At 42.1% G+C, this 20,963-nt stretch carries 22 protein-coding genes and 2 other annotated features; all 22 genes read left to right on the top strand.

Going from position 1 to position 20,963, the window contains the following annotated elements:
- Positions 1-4 precede the first annotated feature (4 nt).
- Positions 5-694 carry a 2-C-methyl-D-erythritol 4-phosphate cytidylyltransferase gene (gene ispD / locus QSJ46_RS18360; protein ID WP_034665643.1) on the top strand — a complete coding sequence of 230 codons (690 nt, stop codon included), beginning with the start codon at positions 5-7 and terminating at the stop codon, positions 692-694.
- Positions 695-697: 3 nt separating this feature from the next.
- Positions 698-1,174, top strand: a complete 477-nt coding sequence (ispF, locus tag QSJ46_RS18355; protein WP_003216928.1) for a 2-C-methyl-D-erythritol 2,4-cyclodiphosphate synthase — start codon at positions 698-700, stop codon at positions 1,172-1,174.
- 94 nt (positions 1,175-1,268) lie between these two features.
- The gene (gltX, locus tag QSJ46_RS18350) at positions 1,269-2,720 is read left to right on the top strand and encodes a glutamate--tRNA ligase (RefSeq protein WP_095407550.1); all 1,452 of its coding nucleotides are present in this window, start codon (positions 1,269-1,271) and stop codon (positions 2,718-2,720) included.
- Positions 2,720-2,950 (top strand) — a binding site (T-box leader). Its footprint overlaps the gene before it by 1 nt.
- A gap of 82 nt (positions 2,951-3,032) precedes the next feature.
- Positions 3,033-3,686 carry a serine O-acetyltransferase gene (cysE, locus tag QSJ46_RS18345; RefSeq protein WP_034283914.1) on the top strand — a complete coding sequence of 218 codons (654 nt, stop codon included), beginning with the start codon at positions 3,033-3,035 and terminating at the stop codon, positions 3,684-3,686.
- On the top strand, positions 3,683-5,083 hold the full coding sequence (gene cysS, locus QSJ46_RS18340) for a cysteine--tRNA ligase (protein WP_034283904.1): 1,401 nt from the start codon (positions 3,683-3,685) through the stop codon (positions 5,081-5,083). Before cysE ends, cysS begins: the two co-directional genes overlap by 4 nt.
- Before the next feature lie 3 nt (positions 5,084-5,086).
- Positions 5,087-5,518 carry a Mini-ribonuclease 3 gene (locus QSJ46_RS18335; protein WP_024425587.1) on the top strand — a complete coding sequence of 144 codons (432 nt, stop codon included), beginning with the start codon at positions 5,087-5,089 and terminating at the stop codon, positions 5,516-5,518.
- On the top strand, positions 5,502-6,251 hold the full coding sequence (gene rlmB / locus QSJ46_RS18330) for a 23S rRNA (guanosine(2251)-2'-O)-methyltransferase RlmB (RefSeq protein ID WP_024425588.1): 750 nt from the start codon (positions 5,502-5,504) through the stop codon (positions 6,249-6,251). Before QSJ46_RS18335 ends, rlmB begins: the two co-directional genes overlap by 17 nt.
- Before the next feature lie 2 nt (positions 6,252-6,253).
- Positions 6,254-6,766: a ribosome-dependent mRNA decay endonuclease Rae1/YacP gene (gene rae1, locus QSJ46_RS18325; RefSeq protein ID WP_024425589.1), complete on the top strand. Its 513-nt coding sequence runs from the start codon at positions 6,254-6,256 to the stop codon at positions 6,764-6,766.
- Positions 6,767-6,829: 63 nt separating this feature from the next.
- Positions 6,830-7,486 (top strand): RNA polymerase sporulation sigma factor SigH, encoded by a 657-nt coding sequence (sigH, locus tag QSJ46_RS18320; protein ID WP_008345424.1) that lies wholly within the window; start codon positions 6,830-6,832, stop codon positions 7,484-7,486.
- Positions 7,487-7,562: 76 nt separating this feature from the next.
- The gene (gene rpmG, locus QSJ46_RS18315; protein WP_008356502.1) at positions 7,563-7,712 is read left to right on the top strand and encodes a 50S ribosomal protein L33; all 150 of its coding nucleotides are present in this window, start codon (positions 7,563-7,565) and stop codon (positions 7,710-7,712) included.
- A 34-nt stretch (positions 7,713-7,746) separates the two neighbouring features.
- Positions 7,747-7,923, top strand: a complete 177-nt coding sequence (gene secE, locus QSJ46_RS18310) for a preprotein translocase subunit SecE (RefSeq protein ID WP_008345422.1) — start codon at positions 7,747-7,749, stop codon at positions 7,921-7,923.
- A gap of 171 nt (positions 7,924-8,094) precedes the next feature.
- Positions 8,095-8,628, top strand: a complete 534-nt coding sequence (gene nusG, locus QSJ46_RS18305; protein ID WP_003217197.1) for a transcription termination/antitermination protein NusG — start codon at positions 8,095-8,097, stop codon at positions 8,626-8,628.
- A 171-nt stretch (positions 8,629-8,799) separates the two neighbouring features.
- Positions 8,800-9,225 carry a 50S ribosomal protein L11 gene (rplK, locus tag QSJ46_RS18300; RefSeq protein ID WP_003216956.1) on the top strand — a complete coding sequence of 142 codons (426 nt, stop codon included), beginning with the start codon at positions 8,800-8,802 and terminating at the stop codon, positions 9,223-9,225.
- A 99-nt stretch (positions 9,226-9,324) separates the two neighbouring features.
- Positions 9,325-10,023 (top strand): 50S ribosomal protein L1, encoded by a 699-nt coding sequence (gene rplA, locus QSJ46_RS18295; protein WP_003217271.1) that lies wholly within the window; start codon positions 9,325-9,327, stop codon positions 10,021-10,023.
- Positions 10,024-10,072: 49 nt separating this feature from the next.
- Positions 10,073-10,213 (top strand) — a sequence feature (ribosomal protein L10 leader region).
- A gap of 69 nt (positions 10,214-10,282) precedes the next feature.
- A complete protein-coding gene (rplJ, locus tag QSJ46_RS18290) occupies positions 10,283-10,783 on the top strand; it encodes a 50S ribosomal protein L10 (protein WP_041084739.1) in 501 nt (166 codons plus the stop codon).
- Positions 10,784-10,831: 48 nt separating this feature from the next.
- Positions 10,832-11,197, top strand: coding sequence for a 50S ribosomal protein L7/L12 (rplL, locus tag QSJ46_RS18285; protein WP_008345418.1), 366 nt, complete (start codon positions 10,832-10,834; stop codon positions 11,195-11,197).
- A 96-nt stretch (positions 11,198-11,293) separates the two neighbouring features.
- Positions 11,294-11,899, top strand: coding sequence for a class I SAM-dependent methyltransferase (locus QSJ46_RS18280; protein WP_024425591.1), 606 nt, complete (start codon positions 11,294-11,296; stop codon positions 11,897-11,899).
- Positions 11,900-12,154: 255 nt separating this feature from the next.
- On the top strand, positions 12,155-15,736 hold the full coding sequence (gene rpoB / locus QSJ46_RS18275) for a DNA-directed RNA polymerase subunit beta (RefSeq protein ID WP_003217223.1): 3,582 nt from the start codon (positions 12,155-12,157) through the stop codon (positions 15,734-15,736).
- 61 nt (positions 15,737-15,797) lie between these two features.
- Positions 15,798-19,397: a DNA-directed RNA polymerase subunit beta' gene (gene rpoC / locus QSJ46_RS18270; protein ID WP_039175975.1), complete on the top strand. Its 3,600-nt coding sequence runs from the start codon at positions 15,798-15,800 to the stop codon at positions 19,395-19,397.
- A gap of 145 nt (positions 19,398-19,542) precedes the next feature.
- Positions 19,543-19,791, top strand: a complete 249-nt coding sequence (locus QSJ46_RS18265; RefSeq protein ID WP_024425593.1) for a 50S ribosomal protein L7ae-like protein — start codon at positions 19,543-19,545, stop codon at positions 19,789-19,791.
- Between the two features lie 113 nt (positions 19,792-19,904).
- On the top strand, positions 19,905-20,324 hold the full coding sequence (rpsL, locus tag QSJ46_RS18260) for a 30S ribosomal protein S12 (protein ID WP_003216962.1): 420 nt from the start codon (positions 19,905-19,907) through the stop codon (positions 20,322-20,324).
- A 121-nt stretch (positions 20,325-20,445) separates the two neighbouring features.
- Entirely contained in the window at positions 20,446-20,916 is a 471-nt protein-coding gene (gene rpsG / locus QSJ46_RS18255) for a 30S ribosomal protein S7 (protein WP_003216884.1), read from the top strand.
- Positions 20,917-20,963: the final 47 nt, after the last annotated feature.

The raw sequence follows: 20,963 nt of genomic DNA, 5'->3' as shown, positions 1-20,963 counted from the left end.
GAACATGTATTATGAAGTAGTTATTCCGGCTGCGGGGCAGGGGAAACGAATGAAGGCCGGCCGCAATAAGCTTTTTATCGAGCTGAAAAGAATGCCGGTCATCATTCATACATTAAAGGTGTTTGACGCTCATTCACAATGCAAACGCATGATCCTAGCGATCAATGAAGAGGAGCGTCAAGACTTTGAAAGGCTACTCAAGGTACACGCTTTTCAAACGCCTGTTTCACTTGTCACTGGCGGTGAAGAACGTCAGCAAAGTGTATACGAAGGATTAAAGGCTGTGAAAGATGCGGACATCGTGCTTGTTCATGATGGGGCAAGGCCTTTTATTAAGCATACACAGATTGACTTGCTCGTTAAAGCAGCGATTGAAAAAGGCTCCGCAGTTGTAGCGGTACCAGTGAAAGACACAATCAAACGCGTTCAAGAAGGCAAAGTGGAACAAACCATTGAACGTCAGAGCTTGTGGGCAGTCCAGACCCCACAAGCTTTTCGTCATTCTATTTTAAAAGAGGCGCATGAATATGCGGAGCGGACAGGCTTCCTTGGAACAGACGACGCCAGCCTTGTTGAACAGTTACATGGCGAGAATGTGTATATTGTCCAAGGCGACTATACCAATATTAAGCTGACAACACCGGATGATTTATTGGTTGCCAAGGCAATTATGGATGCGGAAAGAGGGTACTAGATCATGTTGAGAATAGGACAAGGCTTTGATGTACATCAATTAACAGAGGGAAGACCTCTAATTATCGGCGGGGTCACCATCCCTTATGAAAAGGGACTGCTAGGGCATTCAGACGCTGACGTACTGCTTCACACAGTGGCAGATGCCTGCCTGGGTGCGATTGCTGAGGGAGATATCGGCAGACATTTCCCAGACACAGATCCTGAGTTTAAGGATGCAGATTCTTTTAAATTATTGCAGCATGTGTGGGCACTTGTGAAAGAAAAAGGCTACACACTTGTGAATATTGATTGCACCATTATGGCGCAAAAGCCAAAAATGGCACCTTACATTCAACCAATGTGTGAGAAAATCGCAGAAGCACTTGAGGCAGATGTCACACAGGTGAACGTCAAAGCAACAACGACAGAGAAACTCGGATTTACAGGAAGAGGCGAAGGAATTGCCTCTCAGGCAACAGTGCTTCTTCAGAAAAAGTAAAATCCATTTTGATGAGAATGGGTTTTGATGATAAAATACGTTTATAAAAAATTGGTGTCAGACAACATGATGCAGATGAAAGGAAGTTAAACTCATGGGAAATGAAGTGCGTGTTCGTTATGCACCGAGTCCAACTGGTCATTTACATATTGGGAATGCTAGAACGGCTCTTTTCAACTATTTGTTCGCACGCAGCCAAGGCGGCAAATTTATTATTCGAATCGAGGATACGGATCAAAAGCGTAATGTAGAAGGCGGGGAGGAAAGCCAGCTTCGCCACTTGCAATGGCTCGGTATTGATTGGGATGAGAGCATTGATAAAGATGGCGGTTACGGTCCTTACAGACAATCAGAGCGAAATGATATTTACAAAAAATATTATGACGAGCTGTTAGAGAAGGACTTGGCGTATAAGTGCTATTGTACGGCTGAAGAGCTAGAGGCAGAGCGTGAAGCACAAATCGCCCGCAGTGAAATGCCTCGATATTCTGGTAAATGCAGTCATTTATCAAAAGAAGAAGAGGACAAGCTAATTGCTGAAGGAAGAGAGCCAAGCATCCGCTTCCGAGTGCCAAAAGGAGAAATCATCAAATTTGACGACATGGTTAAAGGCGATATTTCGTTTGAAACAGACGGCATCGGTGACTTTGTTATTGTGAAGAAAGATGGCACGCCAACTTATAACTTTGCCGTAGCTGTGGATGATCATTTGATGAAAATGACTCACGTTCTTCGCGGAGAGGATCATATTTCAAATACCCCTAAACAAATTATGATTTTTAATGCATTTGGCTGGGATGTTCCGCTATTTGGACATATGACGTTGATTGTGAACGAGAACCGCAAGAAATTAAGTAAACGTGATGAATCAATTATTCAATTCATCGAGCAATATAAGAATTTAGGCTATTTACCTGAAGCGCTGTTTAACTTCATTGCATTACTTGGATGGTCTCCAGTAGGCGAAGAAGAACTGTTTACAAAAGAGCAATTCATCGACATTTTCGATGTGAATCGACTTTCTAAGTCACCAGCTCTATTTGATATGCATAAACTAAAATGGGTGAACAACCAATACGTGAAAGCACTTGATCTTGATCAGGTTGTGGCACTAACACTTCCACATCTTCAAAAAGCAGGCAAGGTAAGTGAGCAGCTGACAGAAGAAGAAAACACGTGGGTACGCAAGCTTATTTCTCTGTATCACGAACAATTAAGCTACGGAGCAGAAATTGTTGAGTTAACAGAGTTGTTCTTTAAGGAGCAAATTGAGTATAATCAAGAGGCAAAGGAAGTTCTAGCAGAGGAGCAAGTACCAGAAGTGATGGCATCTTTTGCAGGTCAGCTTGAACAGCTTGAGTCTTTCACACCTGATGAAATCAAGGCTGCCATTAAAGCGGTACAAAAAGAAACAGGGCATAAAGGCAAGAAACTATTCATGCCGATTCGTGTGGCTGTCACAGGACAAACGCATGGCCCAGAACTTCCGCAAAGTATTGAATTACTAGGTAAGGAAACGGTATTAAACCGCATTAAACAAATATAAGGAAATCGTTGCGAGGGAGAAGTACAATGTACTCGTCCATCACAGAAAGAGTCTCCACCGGCTGAAAGAGACTTATGGGCAGACGTTGGAAATGCACCCTCAAGACCCTTGAGGAACACGTACGTTAGTATGCAAGGGCGGTACCCTCCGTTATGGGATTAAGTTGAGAAGGCTGAAAGATAAGTGGCTTTCTAAACAGAGTGGAACCGCGTTTTCAAAACGTCTCTGTCATTTGGCAGAGGCGTTTTTTATTTGTCCAAAAAAAGAGAGCAAGTCCTAAGAGAGATTGATGGGGAAGAACGGGGGGAGCATGTGTTTTTCAAAATGCTGAAAGAAGATATTGATACTGTGTTTGATCAAGATCCTGCTGCTAGAAGCTATATTGAAGTAGTGCTAACCTATTCAGGGCTTCATGCGATTTGGGCTCACCGTATTGCGCACGCATTTTATAAGCGGAAGCTGTATTTTATTGCGCGAATCATTTCTCAGGTCAGCCGTTTTTTCACAGGGGTAGAAATTCACCCGGCGGCAACCATTGGCAGGCGGTTCTTCATTGATCACGGCATGGGCGTTGTGATCGGGGAAACATGTGAAATTGGAGACAACGTCACTGTTTTCCAAGGCGTGACATTAGGGGGAACAGGGAAAGAAAAGGGAAAGCGGCATCCGACCATTTTAGACGATGCCCTTATTGCGACAGGTGCCAAGGTGCTTGGTTCCATTACAGTTGGAAAAGGAGCCAAGATTGGGGCGGGATCGGTCGTGTTAAAGGACGTACCCGACCATTCCACCGTTGTCGGTATACCTGGGCGAGTCGTCGTTCAAAATGGAAAGAAAATCAATCGTGATCTCAATCATCAAGATTTGCCAGATCCAATTTCCGATCGTTTTAAAGAATTGGAACGAGAAATGGAAAAGCTAAAAGGTGAGCTGGCTTCATTGAGCAGAAAGGAAGAACAATCATGACAATCAATATTTATAATACATTGACACGTAAGAAGGAAGAATTTGTCCCGCTTGAGCCAGGAAAGGTCAAAATGTATGTGTGCGGACCAACCGTTTATAACTACATTCATATCGGGAATGCTAGACCTGCTATTGTTTATGACACTGTACGTAAGTATTTAGAATACAGCGGTTACGATGTGAACTTTGTATCAAACTTTACAGATGTAGATGATAAACTCATCAAAGCAGCCAATGAACTCGGAGAAGATGTGCCGACAATTGCTGACCGGTTTATCCAAGCCTACTTCGAAGACGTCAGTGCGCTAGGCTGCAAAAAAGCAGACCTTCACCCGCGAGTAACGGAAAACATGGATGATATCATTGCGTTTATTGCGACATTGATTGAAAAAGGCTACGCCTATGAAGCAGATGGCGACGTGTATTACAGCACACGCTCATTTGAAGGCTATGGAAAGCTTTCTCATCAATCGATTGATGAACTGAAGACAGGTGCCCGTATTCGTGTAGGTGAAAAGAAACGAGATGCACTGGATTTTGCCCTATGGAAGGCTGCAAAGGATCAGGAAATCTCATGGGATAGCCCATGGGGCGAAGGACGCCCAGGCTGGCACATCGAATGCTCGGCAATGGTCAAAAAATATTTAGGTGATACGATCGACATTCATGCTGGCGGACAGGATCTAACATTCCCGCACCATGAGAATGAAATTGCCCAATCTGAGGCTTTGACAGGGAAGCCTTTTGCGAAGTATTGGATGCATAACGGGTATATTAATATTGATAATGAAAAAATGTCAAAATCACTTGGCAACTTTGTGCTGGTGCATGACATTGTGAAAGAACAAGATCCTGATGTGCTCCGCTTCTTTATGTTGTCGGTTCACTATCGTCACCCAATTAACTACTCAATGGATTTATTAGAAAGTACAAAGAGTGCGTTTAACCGACTCAAAACATCGTATGCGAATTTACATCACCGTCTCGAGAGCAGCACGAATATCACGGAAGACAATGCTGAATGGCTGGCAAAAATTGAAGAACAGCGTGCGACATTTATTTCTGAAATGAATGATGACTTCAATACAGCAAATGCGATCTCTGTTTTATTCGAATTAGCGAAACAGGCGAATTATTATATGGAAAATGATCATACTTCGGAGGAAGTGATCAAGGCATTTATCGGCTTGTTCCAAGAAATTACGTCTGTTCTTGGCTTCTCATTAGAAGAAAAGCACACGCTTGACGAAGAGGTAGAAGCGTTAATTGAAAAACGTAATGAAGCTAGAAGAAATCGTGACTTTGCCCTATCTGATCAAATTCGTGACCAATTAAAGAACATGAATATTGTGTTGGAGGACACTCCTCAAGGTACTCGCTGGAAAAGAGGAGAATAGGCAATGTTGAATTTTGAAAAGCTGAAAGACGGTAAACAGCTGAACGGACTTGCGCTAGCTTATATGGGTGATGCCATTTTTGAAGTATATGTGAGGCATCACCTCCTCCAAACGGGGGCGACAAAACCAAATGAGCTGCACAAACGAGCAAGCAAAATTGTTTCAGCTAAATCACAGGCTGCTATTTTATTTACGCTCCAGCAGCAAGGCTTTTTCACTGAAGCAGAAGAAGCGGTGCTGAAAAGAGGAAGAAACGCAAAATCAGGCACAGTGCCTAAAAACACGGACGTTCAAACGTATCGTTATAGTACAGCGTTTGAAGCGCTCATGGGTTATTTATTTATCGAAAAGCAGGACGAACGCTTAGAAGAGCTGATTGGTCAGGCGATTGAAATCGGAACGTCAGGGAGGAAGACAAATGAGTCAGCAACATGATTATGTCATTGGGAAAAATGCAGTGATTGAGACACTGAAGTCAGATCGGGAGTTATATAAGCTCTGGATGGCAGAAAACACTGTAAAAGGACAAGCCCAGCAGGTCATTGAACTCGCTAAAAAGCAAAATATCACCATTCAGTATGTTCCGAGGAAAAAGCTTGATCAAATGGTTACAGGTCAGCACCAGGGAATCGTTGCACAGGTAGCAGCATATGAATATGCAGAATTGGACGATCTTTATCAAATCGCTGAAAAGCGGAATGAGCAGCCATTCTTTCTGATTTTAGATGAAATTGAAGATCCGCATAATTTAGGATCGATTATGCGTACGGCAGATGCTGTAGGGGCACACGGGATTGTCATTCCAAAAAGGAGAGCGGTCGGTCTAACAACAACAGTTGCTAAGGCATCCACTGGAGCAATTGAGCATATTCCTGTTGCAAAAGTGACCAATCTTTCAAGAGCCCTTGATGAAATGAAAGAAAGAGGAATCTGGGTTGCGGGAACAGATGCGTCTGCTAAACAGGATTACAGACAATTTGATGGTACAATGCCGCTGGCTCTTGTGATTGGCAGTGAAGGTAAAGGAATTGGCCGATTGATTAAGGAAAAGTGTGATTTTCTAATTAAACTGCCTATGGCCGGGAAGGTTACTTCTTTAAATGCATCAGTTGCCGCTGGTCTATTGATGTATGAAGTGTATCGAAAACGTTATCCGTTAGGAGAATAGAGATGGATATCCTCTTAGTCGATGGATACAACATGATAGGTGCATGGCCTCAGCTGCAGCACTTAAAGGAAAACAGCTTTGAAGAAGCCAGAGACGTGCTGATTCAACATTTAGCAGAATATCAAGCATACACAGGGTATCGAGTCATTGTCGTATTCGATGCCCATATGGTCAAAGGAATTGAAAAGAAGCGGACCAATCACCGAGTAGAGGTCATCTTTACGAGAGAGAATGAAACGGCGGATGAGCGGATTGAAAAGCTGGCGCAGGATTTGAATAATATTCGGACGCAAATTCATGTGGCAACCTCAGATTTTACGGAACAATGGGCTATTTTTGGACAAGGAGCTCTTCGGAAGTCGGCTCGTGAGCTTTTAAGAGAGATTGAAGTGATAGAACGAAAGATTGAAACGAGAGTCAAAAAGATTACTTCTGATAAACCAGCATCTAAGATTGAATTGTCAGAAGATGTATTGAAAACGTTTGAAAAATGGCGGCGCGGGAATCTGGAATAGCTTGACGATATTTCAACCATTAATGTATAATATTTCTATCTAGGTGCGGTCGGGGGGATCGAAGTGAATCTAAACAACAGCAAGGGTAAGTCCATCAGAGAGCAATTTTGCCAGTTGGAAGATGAACAAGTCATTGAAAGGGTTCATGTCGGAGATAGTGATGCGCTAGATTATTTAATAACGAAATACCGCAATTTTGTACGTGCGAAAGCAAGATCTTATTTCTTGATAGGAGCGGATCGAGAGGACATTGTCCAAGAGGGAATGATCGGACTTTATAAGTCTATCCGCGATTTCAGAGAGGACAAGCTTACTTCATTTAAGGCTTTTGCAGAATTATGTATTACCCGCCAAATTATCACCGCAATTAAAACAGCTACTCGCCAAAAACATATCCCGTTAAATTCCTATGTATCATTAGACAAGCCGATCTACGATGAAGAATCGGACAGAACATTATTGGATGTCATTTCCGGTGCTAAAGCGCTTAACCCAGAAGACTTAATCATTAGCAAAGAAGAATTTGATGATATCGAAATGAAGATGGGTGAACTGCTTAGCGAGCTGGAAAGAAAGGTACTTGTGCTTTATCTTGATGGCAGATCCTATCAAGAGATTTCTGAAGATTTAAACCGTCATGTGAAATCAATTGATAACGCACTCCAAAGAGTAAAGAGAAAATTAGAGAAATATTTAGAGCTTCGCGAGATTAGTCTCTAATCAAACCTATATTGACAGCTTTTTCGACACTGTGATAAGGTACTAATGAAATGATGTCGAGAAAATAGGTGTAAATATGAGGAAAAAGATTACTCTAGCCTGTAAAGACTGCGGAAGCCGCAATTATACGACAATGAAAAGTGTTGCTTCAGCAGCTGAAAGATTAGAAGTTAAGAAATATTGCAAGACTTGTAATTCACATAAAACACATTTAGAAACGAAGTAAGATTTGCGTTCTTTATTCTGTGGAGGTCTTTTACATGCGTATTATCAGTTTCTTAAAAAGTGTCGGAAAAGAAATGAAAAAGGTCAGCTGGCCAAAGAAGAACGAAATGGTCCGCTACACAATCACTGTTATTTTAACAGTCGTATTCTTTGCCATCTTTTTCTCTTTTCTTGATATAGGAATCTCACAATTAATCGAATTAATTCATTAATACTTGAATAATGGTCTGCTGAACGTGCTATAATAGATCATAATATGACTTGCCAAAAAACCCGTTTTACGGGTTTTTTCAATTGCTTGAAAATATTTACCGGTACTCGAGATTCGTCAAATAGACATTATGAAATGTGGGGAGGGAAGGACTAAATAGTCCTGAACGAAAATGGAAAAGAATTGGTATGTTGTGCATACGTACTCTGGCTATGAAAACAAAGTAAAAGCGAACTTGGAAAAGCGTGTTGAATCAATGGGCATGCAGGATAAAATCTTCCGCGTCGTCGTACCAGAAGAAGAAGAAACAGATATTAAAAATGGTAAGAAAAAAGTCGTCAAAAAGAAAGTATTCCCTGGCTATGTCCTAGTGGAAATCGTGATGACTGACGACTCTTGGTATGTTGTTCGGAATACACCGGGTGTCACTGGATTCGTTGGATCAGCTGGATCAGGCTCAAAGCCGACTGCGCTGCTGCCAGGCGAAGCTGAAACCATTCTGAAGAGAATGGGTCTTGAAGAACGCAAAACAGAAATCGACTTTGAGCTCAAAGAAACAGTTAAGGTCATCGATGGACCGTTTGCTAACTTCACTGGCTCTATTGAAGAAATTGATTACGATAAAAGCAAAGTCAAAGTATTCGTTAATATGTTTGGTAGAGAAACACCTGTTGAACTTGAGTTCACGCAGATCGATAAATTGTAATTCAAAAGAGCTTGAAATGAGTGTATAGAAGTGGTAATATAGCAAAGGTACGTCTTGAGTTCACTCAAGATCGCTAGCTAGTTATTTCGTCATTCATATAAAGAATGAAGTTGTTGAGTGGGAGGGGGATTCCCCTATTACCACATCACGGACTTTAAGGAGGTGTGTCTCGTGGCTAAAAAAGTAGTTAAAGTTGTTAAATTGCAAATTCCTGCTGGAAAAGCTAACCCAGCTCCACCAGTTGGACCTGCACTAGGTCAAGCCGGTGTTAATATCATGGGATTCTGTAAGGAGTTTAACGCTCGTACAGCTGACCAAGCTGGTCTTATCATTCCTGTTGAAATTTCGGTTTTTGAAGACCGTTCATTTACATTTATTACTAAAACTCCACCTGCTGCAGTTTTACTTAAAAAAGCAGCTGGTATTGAGTCTGGTTCTGGTGAACCTAACCGTAATAAAGTGGCAACTGTTAAGCGTGATAAAGTACGCGAAATCGCGGAAACAAAAATGCCTGACTTAAACGCTGCTAGCGTTGAATCAGCTATGCGCATGGTTGAAGGTACTGCACGCAGTATGGGTATTGTCATCGAAGATTAATTTTTTGTCTTGTTGGGTTGCGAGTTTGGTTTTGACAAGTTCGCAACCCTTATTCGTGGGAGGTTATTCCGCTAAAACCACATAAGGAGGATTTTTATAATGGCTAAAAAAGGTAAAAAGTATGTAGAAGCTGCTAAGCTGATCGAACGTACTAAAGCGTATGATGTAGCTGAAGCTGTTTCTCTTACAAAAAAAGCAAATACAGCGAAATTTGATGCGACTGTAGAAGTTGCTTTTCGTTTGGGCGTAGACCCTCGTAAAAACGATCAACAAATCCGCGGTGCAGTTGTACTTCCTAACGGAACTGGTAAAACTCAACGCGTTCTTGTGTTCGCTAAAGGCGAAAAAGCAAAAGAAGCAGAAGCTGCTGGAGCAGACTACGTTGGAGATTCTGATTACATCACTAAAATCCAACAAGGTTGGTTCGATTTCGATGTAATCGTTGCGACACCTGACATGATGGGTGAAGTTGGTAAGATCGGTCGTGTACTTGGACCAAAAGGTCTTATGCCAAACCCTAAAACAGGAACTGTAACGTTCGAAGTTGAAAAAGCAATCAATGAAATCAAAGCTGGTAAAGTAGAATACCGCGTTGATAAAGCTGGTAACATCCACGCGCCAATCGGAAAGGTTTCTTTCGAGGACGAAAAGCTTGTTGAGAACTTTGCAACAATCTATGACACAATCCTTAAAGCAAAACCTGCAGCGGCTAAAGGTGTATACGTGAAAAACGTTTCTGTTACATCTACTATGGGCCCTGGCGTGAAAGTGGATCCATCTTCTTTCTCTGCAAAATAATTCTTGACTTATGACAACCATTTTGATAATATCAAAATGTTGTAAAATAGAATAATGTCCATTTATACCGTAGACAGCAGGGGCCTTATGGCTTAATTAACCCGCCGAGGTGTATATGTCACAGTCTTACGTTAACGTATGCTTGTATATACAGCCTCCATGTCTTAATGGAGGCTTTTTATATGGAGAACCGTTCGTTAGGAACGTGATGGCCTGATCGGTATAAGTGTTACACAAAGAATGTACAGGAGGTGTAACCATGAGCAATGCAATCGATACTAAAAAAGTTGTCGTTGATGAAATTACTTCTAAATTTAAAGATAGTATGTCTACTGTCATTGTAGATTACCGCGGTCTTTCAGTTTCTGAAGTGACTGAACTTCGTAAACAGCTTCGTGAAGCTGGCGTAGAATTCAAAGTTTACAAAAACACTTTGACTCGCCGTGCAGTTGAACAAGTTGAACTAACGGGTTTAAACGATTTCTTAACAGGTCCAAACGCTATCGCATTCAGTAACGAAGATGTTATCGCACCTGCGAAAATCATCAACGAATTTGCGAAAAGCCACGAAGCTTTAGAAATCAAAGCTGGTGTCATCGAAGGAAACGTAGCGACTGTAGAAGAAGTGAAGGCTCTTGCGGAACTTCCGTCTCGCGAAGGCTTACTTTCTATGTTGCTTAGCGTTCTTCAAGCTCCAGTTCGTAACCTTGCTCTTGCTACTAAAGCAGTTGCAGAACAAAAAGAAGAACAAGGCGCTTAATGCCTACTTTACGTTTACGTAAAAAAACTTAAAATGGAGGAATTACAAATGGCTTTAAATATCGAAGAAATCATTGCTTCAGTTAAAGAAGCAACTGTACTTGAGTTAAACGACTTAGTAAAAGCAATCGAAGAAGAATTTGGCGTAACTGCTGCTGCTCCTGTAGCTGTAGCTGCTGGTGGCGGTGCTGCTGCTGAAGAAAAAACTGATTTTGATCTAGTACTTGCTGGTGCTGGAGACCAAAAAATCAAAGTTATCAAAGTGGTTCGTGAAATCACTGGTCTTGGCTTGAAAGAAGCTAAAGAACTTGTTGACAACACTCCAAAACCACTTAAAGAAGGTATTGCTAAAGAAGAAGCTGAAGAACTTAAAGCTAAGCTTGAAGAAGTTGGCGCTTCTGTAGAAGTTAAGTAATCTTCGCCTAATCTTTTGGGAAAGCTCGCTTTTACTGGCGGGCTTTTTCTTTTCTAATCTCCTGAAACGATTGAATCCAGAGGAGGTCCATTCACCATGAGTGACCACTATTATACGGAAAAGCCATCAGTGAAAAGCAATAAACAGACATGGGACTTCACCTTGAGAAACCGTACCTTTACTTTTACAAGTGACAGTGGAGTGTTTTCTAAGAAAGAAGTCGACTTTGGTTCAAGGCTTTTAATTGAAGCTTTCGAAGAACCTGACTTGGATGGCGATGTCTTAGATGTCGGTTGCGGTTATGGACCGATCGGCTTATCGTTAGCAAACGAAATGACTAGCCGTACCATTCATATGATTGATGTGAACGAAAGAGCAGTCGAACTTTCAAAGGAAAACGCTAAACATAATCGCATTGATAATGTTCGCATCTATCAAAGTGATTTGTTCTCGAATGTTCATTCCTCAGCTGCTTTTGCCTCTATACTGACCAATCCCCCAATACGGGCAGGGAAGAAAGTTGTACATGCGATCTTTGAAAAAAGTGCTGATCATTTATTGCCGGAAGGTGAGTTGTGGGTGGTTATTCAGAAAAAGCAAGGTGGACCATCTGCGATTGAAAAATTAGAGCAGCTCTTTGGAGAAGTCGAGGTTGTATTGAAAAAAAAGGGCTACTATATAATCAAAGCTAAAAAAGTTTGACGCAGTTTCCTAGCTGTGTTAACATTATAAAATGCCAATGTGTATATTTTGCTTGATAGGCTTAAAAAACAACTATTTTGTATAAATTATGCATACTTGGGAAAACTAATAAAATCGGTATTTGTTTTTGGATGTGGTTTTCTTATTTTAGAAACCCTTTTTTCTTTTGTCTTGTAAAAGTATTTCTTTACTGACATTTGAAAGACAGAAATACTTTTTACACATATAATACGCATGATTTGAGGGGTGAATCAGTTGACAGGTCAACTAGTTCAGTATGGACGACACCGCCAGCGCAGAAGCTACGCACGCATAAGCGAAGTGTTAGAATTACCAAATCTCATTGAAATTCAAACCTCTTCTTATCAGTGGTTTCTTGATGAGGGTCTTAGAGAGATGTTTCAAGATATATCCCCAATTGAGGATTTTACTGGTAACCTTTCTCTTGAATTCATTGATTACAGCCTAGGGGATCCTAAGTATCCTGTAGCAGAATCAAAAGAACGTGATGTAACTTACTCTGCTCCACTAAGAGTAAAAGTTCGTTTAATTAACAAAGAAACTGGAGAAGTAAAAGACCAAGATGTGTTCATGGGTGATTTCCCAATCATGACAGACACAGGTACTTTTATCATTAATGGTGCGGAACGTGTAATCGTTTCTCAGTTAGTGCGTTCTCCAAGTGTATATTTCAGTGGTAAAGTAGACAAAAACGGTAAAAAAGGTTTTACTGCGACTGTCATTCCAAACCGTGGCGCATGGTTAGAATACGAAACTGATGCGAAGGATGTAGTCTATGTACGCATCGATCGCACACGTAAGTTGCCGGTTACGGTTCTTTTGCGTGCTCTCGGCTTCAGCTCTGATCAAGAGATTCTTGACCTCATTGGCGAGAATGAATACTTACGCAACACGCTGGAAAAAGACAATACAGAGAATGCGGATAAAGCACTTCTCGAAATCTACGAGCGCCTCCGCCCTGGAGAGCCGCCAACTGTTGAAAATGCGAAAAGCTTGCTAGACTCTCGCTTCTTCGATCCGAAGAGATATGACCTAGCAAATGTTGGACGCTACAAGATTAATAAGAAGCTTCATATTAAAAATAGACTGTTCAATCAAAAATTGGCTGAAACGTTAGTTGACCCTGAAACAGGTGAAATTCTAGCAGAAAAAGGTCAAATTTTAGACAGAAGAGTTCTTGATAAAGTTCTTCCATACTTAGAAAACGGCATCGGATTTAGAAAGCTATATCCTAATGGTGGCGTAGTAGAAGATGAAGTAGAACTTCAATCTATTAAGATTTATGCACCGTCTGATCAAGAAGGCGAGCAAGTGATTAACGTGATTGGAAATGCATATGTAGAGGAAGCTGTGAAAAACATCACGCCTTCTGACATCATTGCATCAATCAGTTACTTCTTCAACCTTCTTCATGGTGTAGGTGACACAGATGATATCGACCACCTTGGTAACCGTCGTCTGCGTTCTGTAGGTGAACTTCTGCAAAACCAATTCCGTATTGGTTTAAGCAGAATGGAGCGTGTTGTTCGTGAAAGAATGTCAATTCAAGACACAAACACAATCACACCTCAGCAGCTGATCAACATTCGTCCTGTGATCGCTTCTATCAAAGAGTTCTTTGGTAGTTCTCAGCTATCTCAGTTCATGGATCAAACAAACCCGCTTGCTGAATTGACGCACAAACGTCGTCTGTCAGCGCTTGGACCGGGTGGTTTGACACGTGAGCGTGCAGGAATGGAAGTTCGTGACGTTCACTACTCTCACTATGGTCGTATGTGTCCGATTGAAACACCAGAGGGTCCAAACATTGGTTTGATCAACTCTCTATCTTCATTCGCAAAAGTGAATCGCTTCGGATTTATCGAAACACCTTACCGCCGGGTTGATCCTGAAACTGGTAAAGTGACACCGAGAATCGATTACTTAACTGCTGATGAAGAGGATAACTACGTAGTAGCACAAGCGAACGCTATATTAGGTGAAGATGGTTCGTTTATTGATGATAATATCATTGCTCGTTTCAGAGGGGAAAACACAGTTGTTCCTCGAAACCGCGTTGACTACATGGACGTTTCGCCAAAGCAGGTTGTTTCTGCAGCGACAGCATGTATCCCATTCTTAGAAAACGATGACTCTAACCGTGCTCTAATGGGAGCGAACATGCAGCGTCAGGCTGTGCCTTTGATGCAGCCAGAATCACCGATTGTTGGTACAGGTATGGAGTACGTATCAGGTAAAGACTCTGGTGCTGCTGTCATCTGCCGCTACCCAGGTGTTGTAGAACGCGTAGAAGCAAAAAATATTTGGGTTCGCCGTTATGAAGACGTTGACGGACAACAAGTCAAAGGAAACCTAGACAAATACAGCTTGCTGAAATTTGTCCGCTCTAACCAAGGGACTTGCTACAACCAGCGTCCTATCGTAAGTGTTGGAGATGAAGTCGTTAAAGGAGAAATTCTTGCAGACGGACCTTCTATGGAAAAAGGTGAATTGGCTCTAGGACGTAACGTTATGGTCGGATTCATGACTTGGGACGGTTACAACTACGAGGATGCGATCATCATGAGTGAGCGCCTTGTAAAAGATGACGTCTACACGTCTATTCATATTGAAGAATATGAATCAGAAGCTCGTGATACAAAGCTTGGACCAGAAGAAATCACTCGTGATATTCCAAACGTTGGGGAAGATGCTTTACGCAACCTTGACGAGCGCGGAATCATCCGTATTGGTGCAGAAGTAAAAGACGGAGATCTTCTTGTAGGGAAAGTAACGCCTAAAGGTGTAACAGAACTAACAGCTGAAGAACGTTTATTACATGCAATCTTCGGTGAAAAGGCTCGTGAAGTGCGTGATACGTCTCTACGTGTTCCACACGGCGGCGGCGGAATTATCCACGATGTAAAAGTCTTTAACCGTGAAGATGGAGATGAATTACCTCCAGGTGTAAACCAGTTAGTCCGCGTATACATCGTTCAGAAGCGTAAGATTTCTGAAGGTGACAAAATGGCCGGCCGACATGGTAACAAAGGGGTTATCTCTAAAATCCTTCCAGAAGAAGATATGCCGTATCTTCCAGACGGAACACCGATCGATATCATGTTGAACCCACTAGGGGTACCATCTCGTATGAACATCGGTCAGGTACTTGAGCTTCATATGGGTATGGCTGCACGTTACCTTGGCATCCACATTGCGTCACCAGTATTTGATGGTGCGCGCGAGGAAGATGTTTGGGAAACGCTTGAAGAAGCAGGTATGTCCCGTGATGCGAAAACAGTCCTTTATGACGGTCGAACTGGTGAACCATTCGACAACCGTGTATCTGTCGGAATCATGTACATGATCAAACTGGCTCACATGGTTGACGATAAACTTCACGCTCGTTCAACTGGACCATACTCACTTGTTACGCAGCAGCCACTTGGCGGTAAAGCACAGTTTGGTGGTCAGCGTTTCGGAGAGATGGAAGTATGGGCACTTGAAGCTTACGGTGCAGCATATACACTTCAAGAGATCTTAACAGTTAAATCGGATGACGTTGTGGGTCGTGTGAAAACATACGAAGCCATCGTCAAAGGGGATAACGTACCTGAACCAGGTGTCCCTGAATCATTCAAAGTGTTAATCAAAGAACTTCAAAGTTTAGGTATGGATGTGAAAATCCTATCTGGCGATGAAGAAGAGATAGAAATGAGAGATTTAGAAGACGATGAGGAAACGAAGAAAGCAGACGGATTAGCGTTATCTAATGACGAAGATGCTGCAGACCTCGCACCTGTCGATCTTGAACGTGACGCAGTCACAAAAGAATAGCAGAAACGATTAGAGCAAGTGACTAGGGTATAACCCGAAGATTAAAAGGGAGGTAGGCCCCTTGCTAGATGTGAACAATTTTGAGTATATGAACATCGGTCTCGCATCACCTGATAAAATCCGTTCTTGGTCTTTTGGTGAAGTGAAAAAGCCTGAAACGATTAACTATCGTACACTGAAACCTGAAAAAGATGGTCTCTTTTGTGAACGTATCTTCGGACCACAAAAAGACTGGGAATGTCATTGTGGGAAGTATAAACGCGTTCGGTATAAGGGTGTTGTATGTGACCGTTGTGGTGTAGAAGTAACACGGGCAAAAGTCCGTCGTGAGAGAATGGGGCATATCGAACTGGCTGCCCCAGTTTCCCACATTTGGTATTTCAAAGGTATCCCAAGCCGTATGGGTCTTGTTCTTGATATGTCACCACGTGCGTTAGAAGAAGTGATCTACTTCGCTTCTTACGTCGTGACAGATCCGGGCAACACACCGCTGGAGAAGAAACAACTTCTTTCTGAGAAAGAATTCCGTGCTTATTTAGATAAATACGGTAATACATTCCAAGCAGCTATGGGTGCAGAAGCAATCAACAAACTTCTTCAAGATATCGATCTTGTAAAAGAAGTAGATACACTGAAAGAAGAGCTGAAAACTGCTCAAGGACAGCGTCGTACACGTGCGATCAAACGCCTTGAAGTATTAGAAGCCTTCCGTAACTCAGGAAACAAACCATCTTGGATGATTCTTGATGTACTTCCGGTGATTCCGCCAGAATTACGTCCAATGGTTCAGCTTGATGGTGGACGTTTTGCTACTTCTGACTTGAACGACCTTTATCGTCGTGTCATCAACCGTAACAATCGTCTGAAGCGTTTATTAGATCTTGGCGCGCCAAGCATCATCGTTCAGAACGAGAAGCGTATGCTTCAAGAAGCTGTCGATGCCTTGATTGATAATGGACGTAGAGGCCGACCAGTAACAGGACCAGGAAATAGACCATTGAAATCTCTTTCTCACATGCTGAAAGGGAAACAAGGACGTTTCCGTCAAAACTTGCTTGGTAAACGTGTTGACTATTCTGGACGTTCCGTTATCGTCGTAGGACCACATTTGAAAATGTATCAGTGTGGACTTCCGAAAGAAATGGCTCTTGAATTATTCAAACCATTCGTGATGAAGGAGCTTGTTGAAAAAGGATTAGCTCACAACATCAAGAGTGCGAAGCGTAAAATTGAGCGCGTGCAGCCAGAAGTATGGGATGTTTTAGAATCAGTTATTCGTGAGCATCCAGTCTTACTAAACCGCGCACCGACTCTTCACAGACTTGGTATTCAAGCGTTTGAACCTACACTTGTGGAAGGACGCGCAATTCGTCTGCATCCACTTGTATGTACAGCCTACAACGCTGACTTTGACGGTGACCAAATGGCGGTTCACGTACCATTATCTGCTGAAGCTCAAGCTGAAGCTCGTATCTTAATGCTTGCTGCTCAAAACATTTTGAACCCGAAAGATGGAAAACCAGTTGTTACGCCATCTCAGGATATGGTGCTTGGTAACTACTACCTTACACTTGAGCGCAAAGGTGCTATCGGAGAAGGTATGGTCTTCAAAGATACTGACGAAGCCCTTCTTGCTTATCAAAATGGTTATGTGCATCTTCATACACGTGTAGCTGTTGCAGCTAGCTCGTTGAAGAATGTGACATTCACTGATGAACAGCGTTCTAAATTGTTGATTACAACAGTTGGAAAACTGATCTTTAACGAAATCTTACCGGAATCATTCCCATACATGAATGAGCCGACAAAGAGCAATATTGAAGAAAAAACGCCTGATCGTTTCTTCCTTGAAAAAGGTGAGGATGTAAAAGCTGCGATCGAGAAACAAGAAATCAATGCACCGTTCAAAAAAGGTATTTTAGGTAAAATCATTGCAGAAATCTTTAAGAGATTCCATATCACTGAGACATCTAAAATGCTTGACCGCATGAAAAATCTTGGTTTCAGATACTCTACTAAAGCCGGTATTACGGTTGGTGTGTCTGATATCGTCGTATTAGATGATAAGCAGCAAATTCTTGAAGAAGCACAAGCAAAAGTAGATAACGTCATGAAGCAATTCAGACGTGGTTTGATTACTGAAGAAGAGCGTTATGAGAGAGTTATTTCAATCTGGAGTTCTTCTAAAGATGTCATCCAAGGTAAACTGATGAAGTCCCTTGATGAAGTCAACCCAATCTACATGATGAGTGACTCTGGAGCGCGTGGTAACGCATCTAACTTCACTCAGCTGGCTGGTATGCGTGGTCTGATGGCCAACCCGGCTGGACGTATCATTGAACTTCCGATTAAATCTAGTTTCCGTGAAGGTTTAACTGTATTGGAATACTTTATTTCCACTCACGGAGCGCGTAAAGGTCTTGCCGATACAGCCCTTAAAACGGCTGACTCAGGTTACCTCACGCGTCGTCTCGTTGACGTTGCACAGGATGTCATCATCCGTGAAACAGATTGCGGTACAGACCGTGGAATCTTGGCGAAGTCCATTAAAGAAGGAAATGAAATTATTGAGAAACTTGAAGAACGTCTAATCGGACGTTTTGCAAGAAAACCAATTGTTCATCCTGAAACAGGCGAAGTCATTGTAGCCGAAAACGAACTAATTGATGAAGATAAAGCACTTGAAGTAGTTGAAGCAGGAATTGAGGAAGTATGGATCCGTTCTGCATTTACATGTAACACGCCTCATGGTGTATGTAAACGATGCTATGGCCGTAACCTTGCAACTGGTACTGACGTTGAAGTCGGTGAAGCAGTTGGAATCATCGCTGCACAATCAATCGGTGAACCAGGAACACAGCTTACAATGCGTACGTTCCACACCGGTGGGGTAGCAGGAGACGATATCACTCAAGGTTTACCTCGTATCCAAGAGCTGTTTGAAGCGCGTAATCCGAAAGGGCAAGCGACAATTTCTGAAATTGATGGTGTCGTTGCTGAAATTAACGATGTTCGTGACAAGCAGCAGGAAATTGTGGTTCAAGGCGAAGTTGAAACTCGCTCTTACACAGCTCCTTACAATGCACGTCTAAAAGTTGTTGAAGGTGACAAAGTCACTCGTGGTCAAGTGCTTACAGAAGGTTCAATCGATCCGAAAGAACTTCTTAAAGTGACTGACATGACAGCTGTTCAAGAATATCTGCTTCATGAAGTACAAAAAGTATACCGTATGCAAGGGGTAGAAATCGGAGATAAGCACGTAGAGGTAATGGTTCGCCAAATGCTTCGTAAAGTGCGTGTTGCTGATGCAGGGGATACAGACGTATTACCAGGCACACTTCTTGATGTACATCAATTCACTGAAGCAAACAAAAAAGTACTATTCGAAGGCAAACGTCCTGCAACAGGCCGTCCAGTTCTTCTTGGTATTACAAAAGCTTCGCTTGAAACAGACTCATTCTTGTCTGCGGCATCCTTCCAAGAAACGACTCGTGTCCTAACAGATGCGGCGATCAAAGGAAAACGTGATGAACTGCTTGGCTTGAAAGAGAATGTTATCATTGGTAAACTTGTTCCTGCTGGAACGGGAATGCCAAACTACCGTAAAGTTAAGCCGGTTTCGCAAGTGCAGCCGTCTGACGACATGGTTCCTGTAGAGTAATCTTTCTCGTGAGATTCCTATAAAATCATCAAAAAATGGTGAAGGATGTCAAGATAATCTGTTATACGATATTGACATCCTTCTGCCATGATGATAATATAACCAAGGTGCTCAAAATAAAACCTGTTACTTTGGAGGATATTCGATGTCTTATGATAAAGTATCACAGGCTCAATCCATTATTATTGGTACGAAGCAAACAGTAAAAGCTCTGAAACGAGATTCAGTAAAGGAAGTCGTCGTAGCGAAAGATGCTGATCCTGCTTTAACTGCTAGTGTATTGAAACTAGCGCAAGAGAAGGGTGTAGACATTTTAGTGGTAGATTCCATGAAAAAGCTCGGCAAGGCCTGCGGAATTGAAGTTGGGGCAGCAGCTGTTGCCATTATGTTATAGCGTACTTGTTTTGTTTTTGCATGTATAAAATGCAAAAGCATTGTTTTTTGCCTTTTGATGAACCACCTGGGTATGTGGGTTATAAAAAAAGTAATGAAGGGAGGAATAACAACATGCCTACAATTAATCAGCTAATACGCAAAGGACGCGTGAGTAAAGTTGAAAACTCAAAGTCACCTGCACTTAACAAAGGATACAACAGTTTCAAAAAAGAGCACACTAACGTAACATCTCCACAGAAGCGCGGGGTTTGTACTCGTGTCGGTACAATGACACCGAAAAAACCAAACTCAGCACTACGTAAATATGCTCGTGTACGTTTGTCTAACCTGATTGAGGTAACAGCTTACATTCCTGGTATCGGACATAACCTACAAGAGCACAGTGTAGTACTTATCCGTGGCGGACGTGTAAAAGACTTACCGGGTGTACGTTACCACATCGTTCGTGGTGCGCTTGATACTGCCGGAGTTGACGGTCGTATGCAAGGACGTTCTAAATACGGAACAAAACGCCCTAAACAAAGCAAATAATACAAACAAACATAAGGGTTTTTAGAAGTTGATATCAGATCAGTGGAGTCAGGTAACTGACAATGATATTGAGATGAGAGACAGATAGAAATCCTTTTAAAAGAGAAGGGAGGCTATTCAGATGCCACGTAAAGGTCCTGTAGCAAAAAGAGACGTATTGCCAGATCCAATTTACAATTCTAAACTTGTATCTCGTTTGATCAACAAAATGATGATCGACGGTAAAAGAGGAAAGTCACAAACAATCCTCTACAAGTCATTTGATATCATCAAAGAACGTACTGGTAATGAAGCGATGGAGGTTTTCGAACAAGCCTTGAAAAACATCATGCCAGTTCTTGAAGTTAAAGCACGTCGTGTAGGTGGAGCTAACTACCAAGTTCCTGTAGAAGTTCGCCCAGACCGTCGTACTACTTTAGGTCTTCGCTGGTTAGTAAACTATGCTCGTCTTCGTGGAGAAAAAACGATGGAAGAGCGTCTTGCTAACGAAATCCTTGACGCAGCTAACAACACTGGTGCTGCTGTTAAGAAACGTGAAGACACACACAAAATGGCAGAAGCGAACAAAGCATTCGCTCACTACCGCTGGTAGGATTTATACCAAACTAAAAAAACTATTCCCTAATGAGGAAGGAGAAA

The organism is Bacillus sp. YKCMOAS1 (assembly GCF_030268125.1).
Classification (GTDB): Bacteria; Bacillota; Bacilli; order Bacillales; family Bacillaceae; genus Bacillus; species Bacillus safensis.
This window is presented reverse-complemented; position numbering and strand designations above follow the sequence as displayed.

Excerpts from the sequence above, each read along its gene's own strand:
- QSJ46_RS18335 (WP_024425587.1), top strand. The coding sequence starts at position 5,087 with ATGTTGAATTTTGAAAAGCTGAAAGACGGTAAACAGCTGAACGGACTT.
- rplL (WP_008345418.1), top strand. The coding sequence starts at position 10,832 with ATGGCTTTAAATATCGAAGAAATCATTGCTTCAGTTAAAGAAGCAACT.
- QSJ46_RS18280 (WP_024425591.1), top strand. The coding sequence starts at position 11,294 with ATGAGTGACCACTATTATACGGAAAAGCCATCAGTGAAAAGCAATAAA.
- rpsG (WP_003216884.1), top strand. The coding sequence starts at position 20,446 with ATGCCACGTAAAGGTCCTGTAGCAAAAAGAGACGTATTGCCAGATCCA.
- secE (WP_008345422.1), top strand. The coding sequence starts at position 7,747 with ATGCGTATTATCAGTTTCTTAAAAAGTGTCGGAAAAGAAATGAAAAAG.
- rlmB (WP_024425588.1), top strand. The coding sequence starts at position 5,502 with ATGAGTCAGCAACATGATTATGTCATTGGGAAAAATGCAGTGATTGAG.
- rae1 (WP_024425589.1), top strand. The coding sequence starts at position 6,254 with ATGGATATCCTCTTAGTCGATGGATACAACATGATAGGTGCATGGCCT.
- cysS (WP_034283904.1), top strand. The coding sequence starts at position 3,683 with ATGACAATCAATATTTATAATACATTGACACGTAAGAAGGAAGAATTT.
- rplJ (WP_041084739.1), top strand. The coding sequence starts at position 10,283 with ATGAGCAATGCAATCGATACTAAAAAAGTTGTCGTTGATGAAATTACT.
- ispD (WP_034665643.1), top strand. The coding sequence starts at position 5 with ATGTATTATGAAGTAGTTATTCCGGCTGCGGGGCAGGGGAAACGAATG.
- rplA (WP_003217271.1), top strand. The coding sequence starts at position 9,325 with ATGGCTAAAAAAGGTAAAAAGTATGTAGAAGCTGCTAAGCTGATCGAA.
- gltX (WP_095407550.1), top strand. The coding sequence starts at position 1,269 with ATGGGAAATGAAGTGCGTGTTCGTTATGCACCGAGTCCAACTGGTCAT.
- QSJ46_RS18265 (WP_024425593.1), top strand. The coding sequence starts at position 19,543 with ATGTCTTATGATAAAGTATCACAGGCTCAATCCATTATTATTGGTACG.
- nusG (WP_003217197.1), top strand. The coding sequence starts at position 8,095 with ATGGAAAAGAATTGGTATGTTGTGCATACGTACTCTGGCTATGAAAAC.
- ispF (WP_003216928.1), top strand. The coding sequence starts at position 698 with ATGTTGAGAATAGGACAAGGCTTTGATGTACATCAATTAACAGAGGGA.
- rpsL (WP_003216962.1), top strand. The coding sequence starts at position 19,905 with ATGCCTACAATTAATCAGCTAATACGCAAAGGACGCGTGAGTAAAGTT.
- rpmG (WP_008356502.1), top strand. The coding sequence starts at position 7,563 with ATGAGGAAAAAGATTACTCTAGCCTGTAAAGACTGCGGAAGCCGCAAT.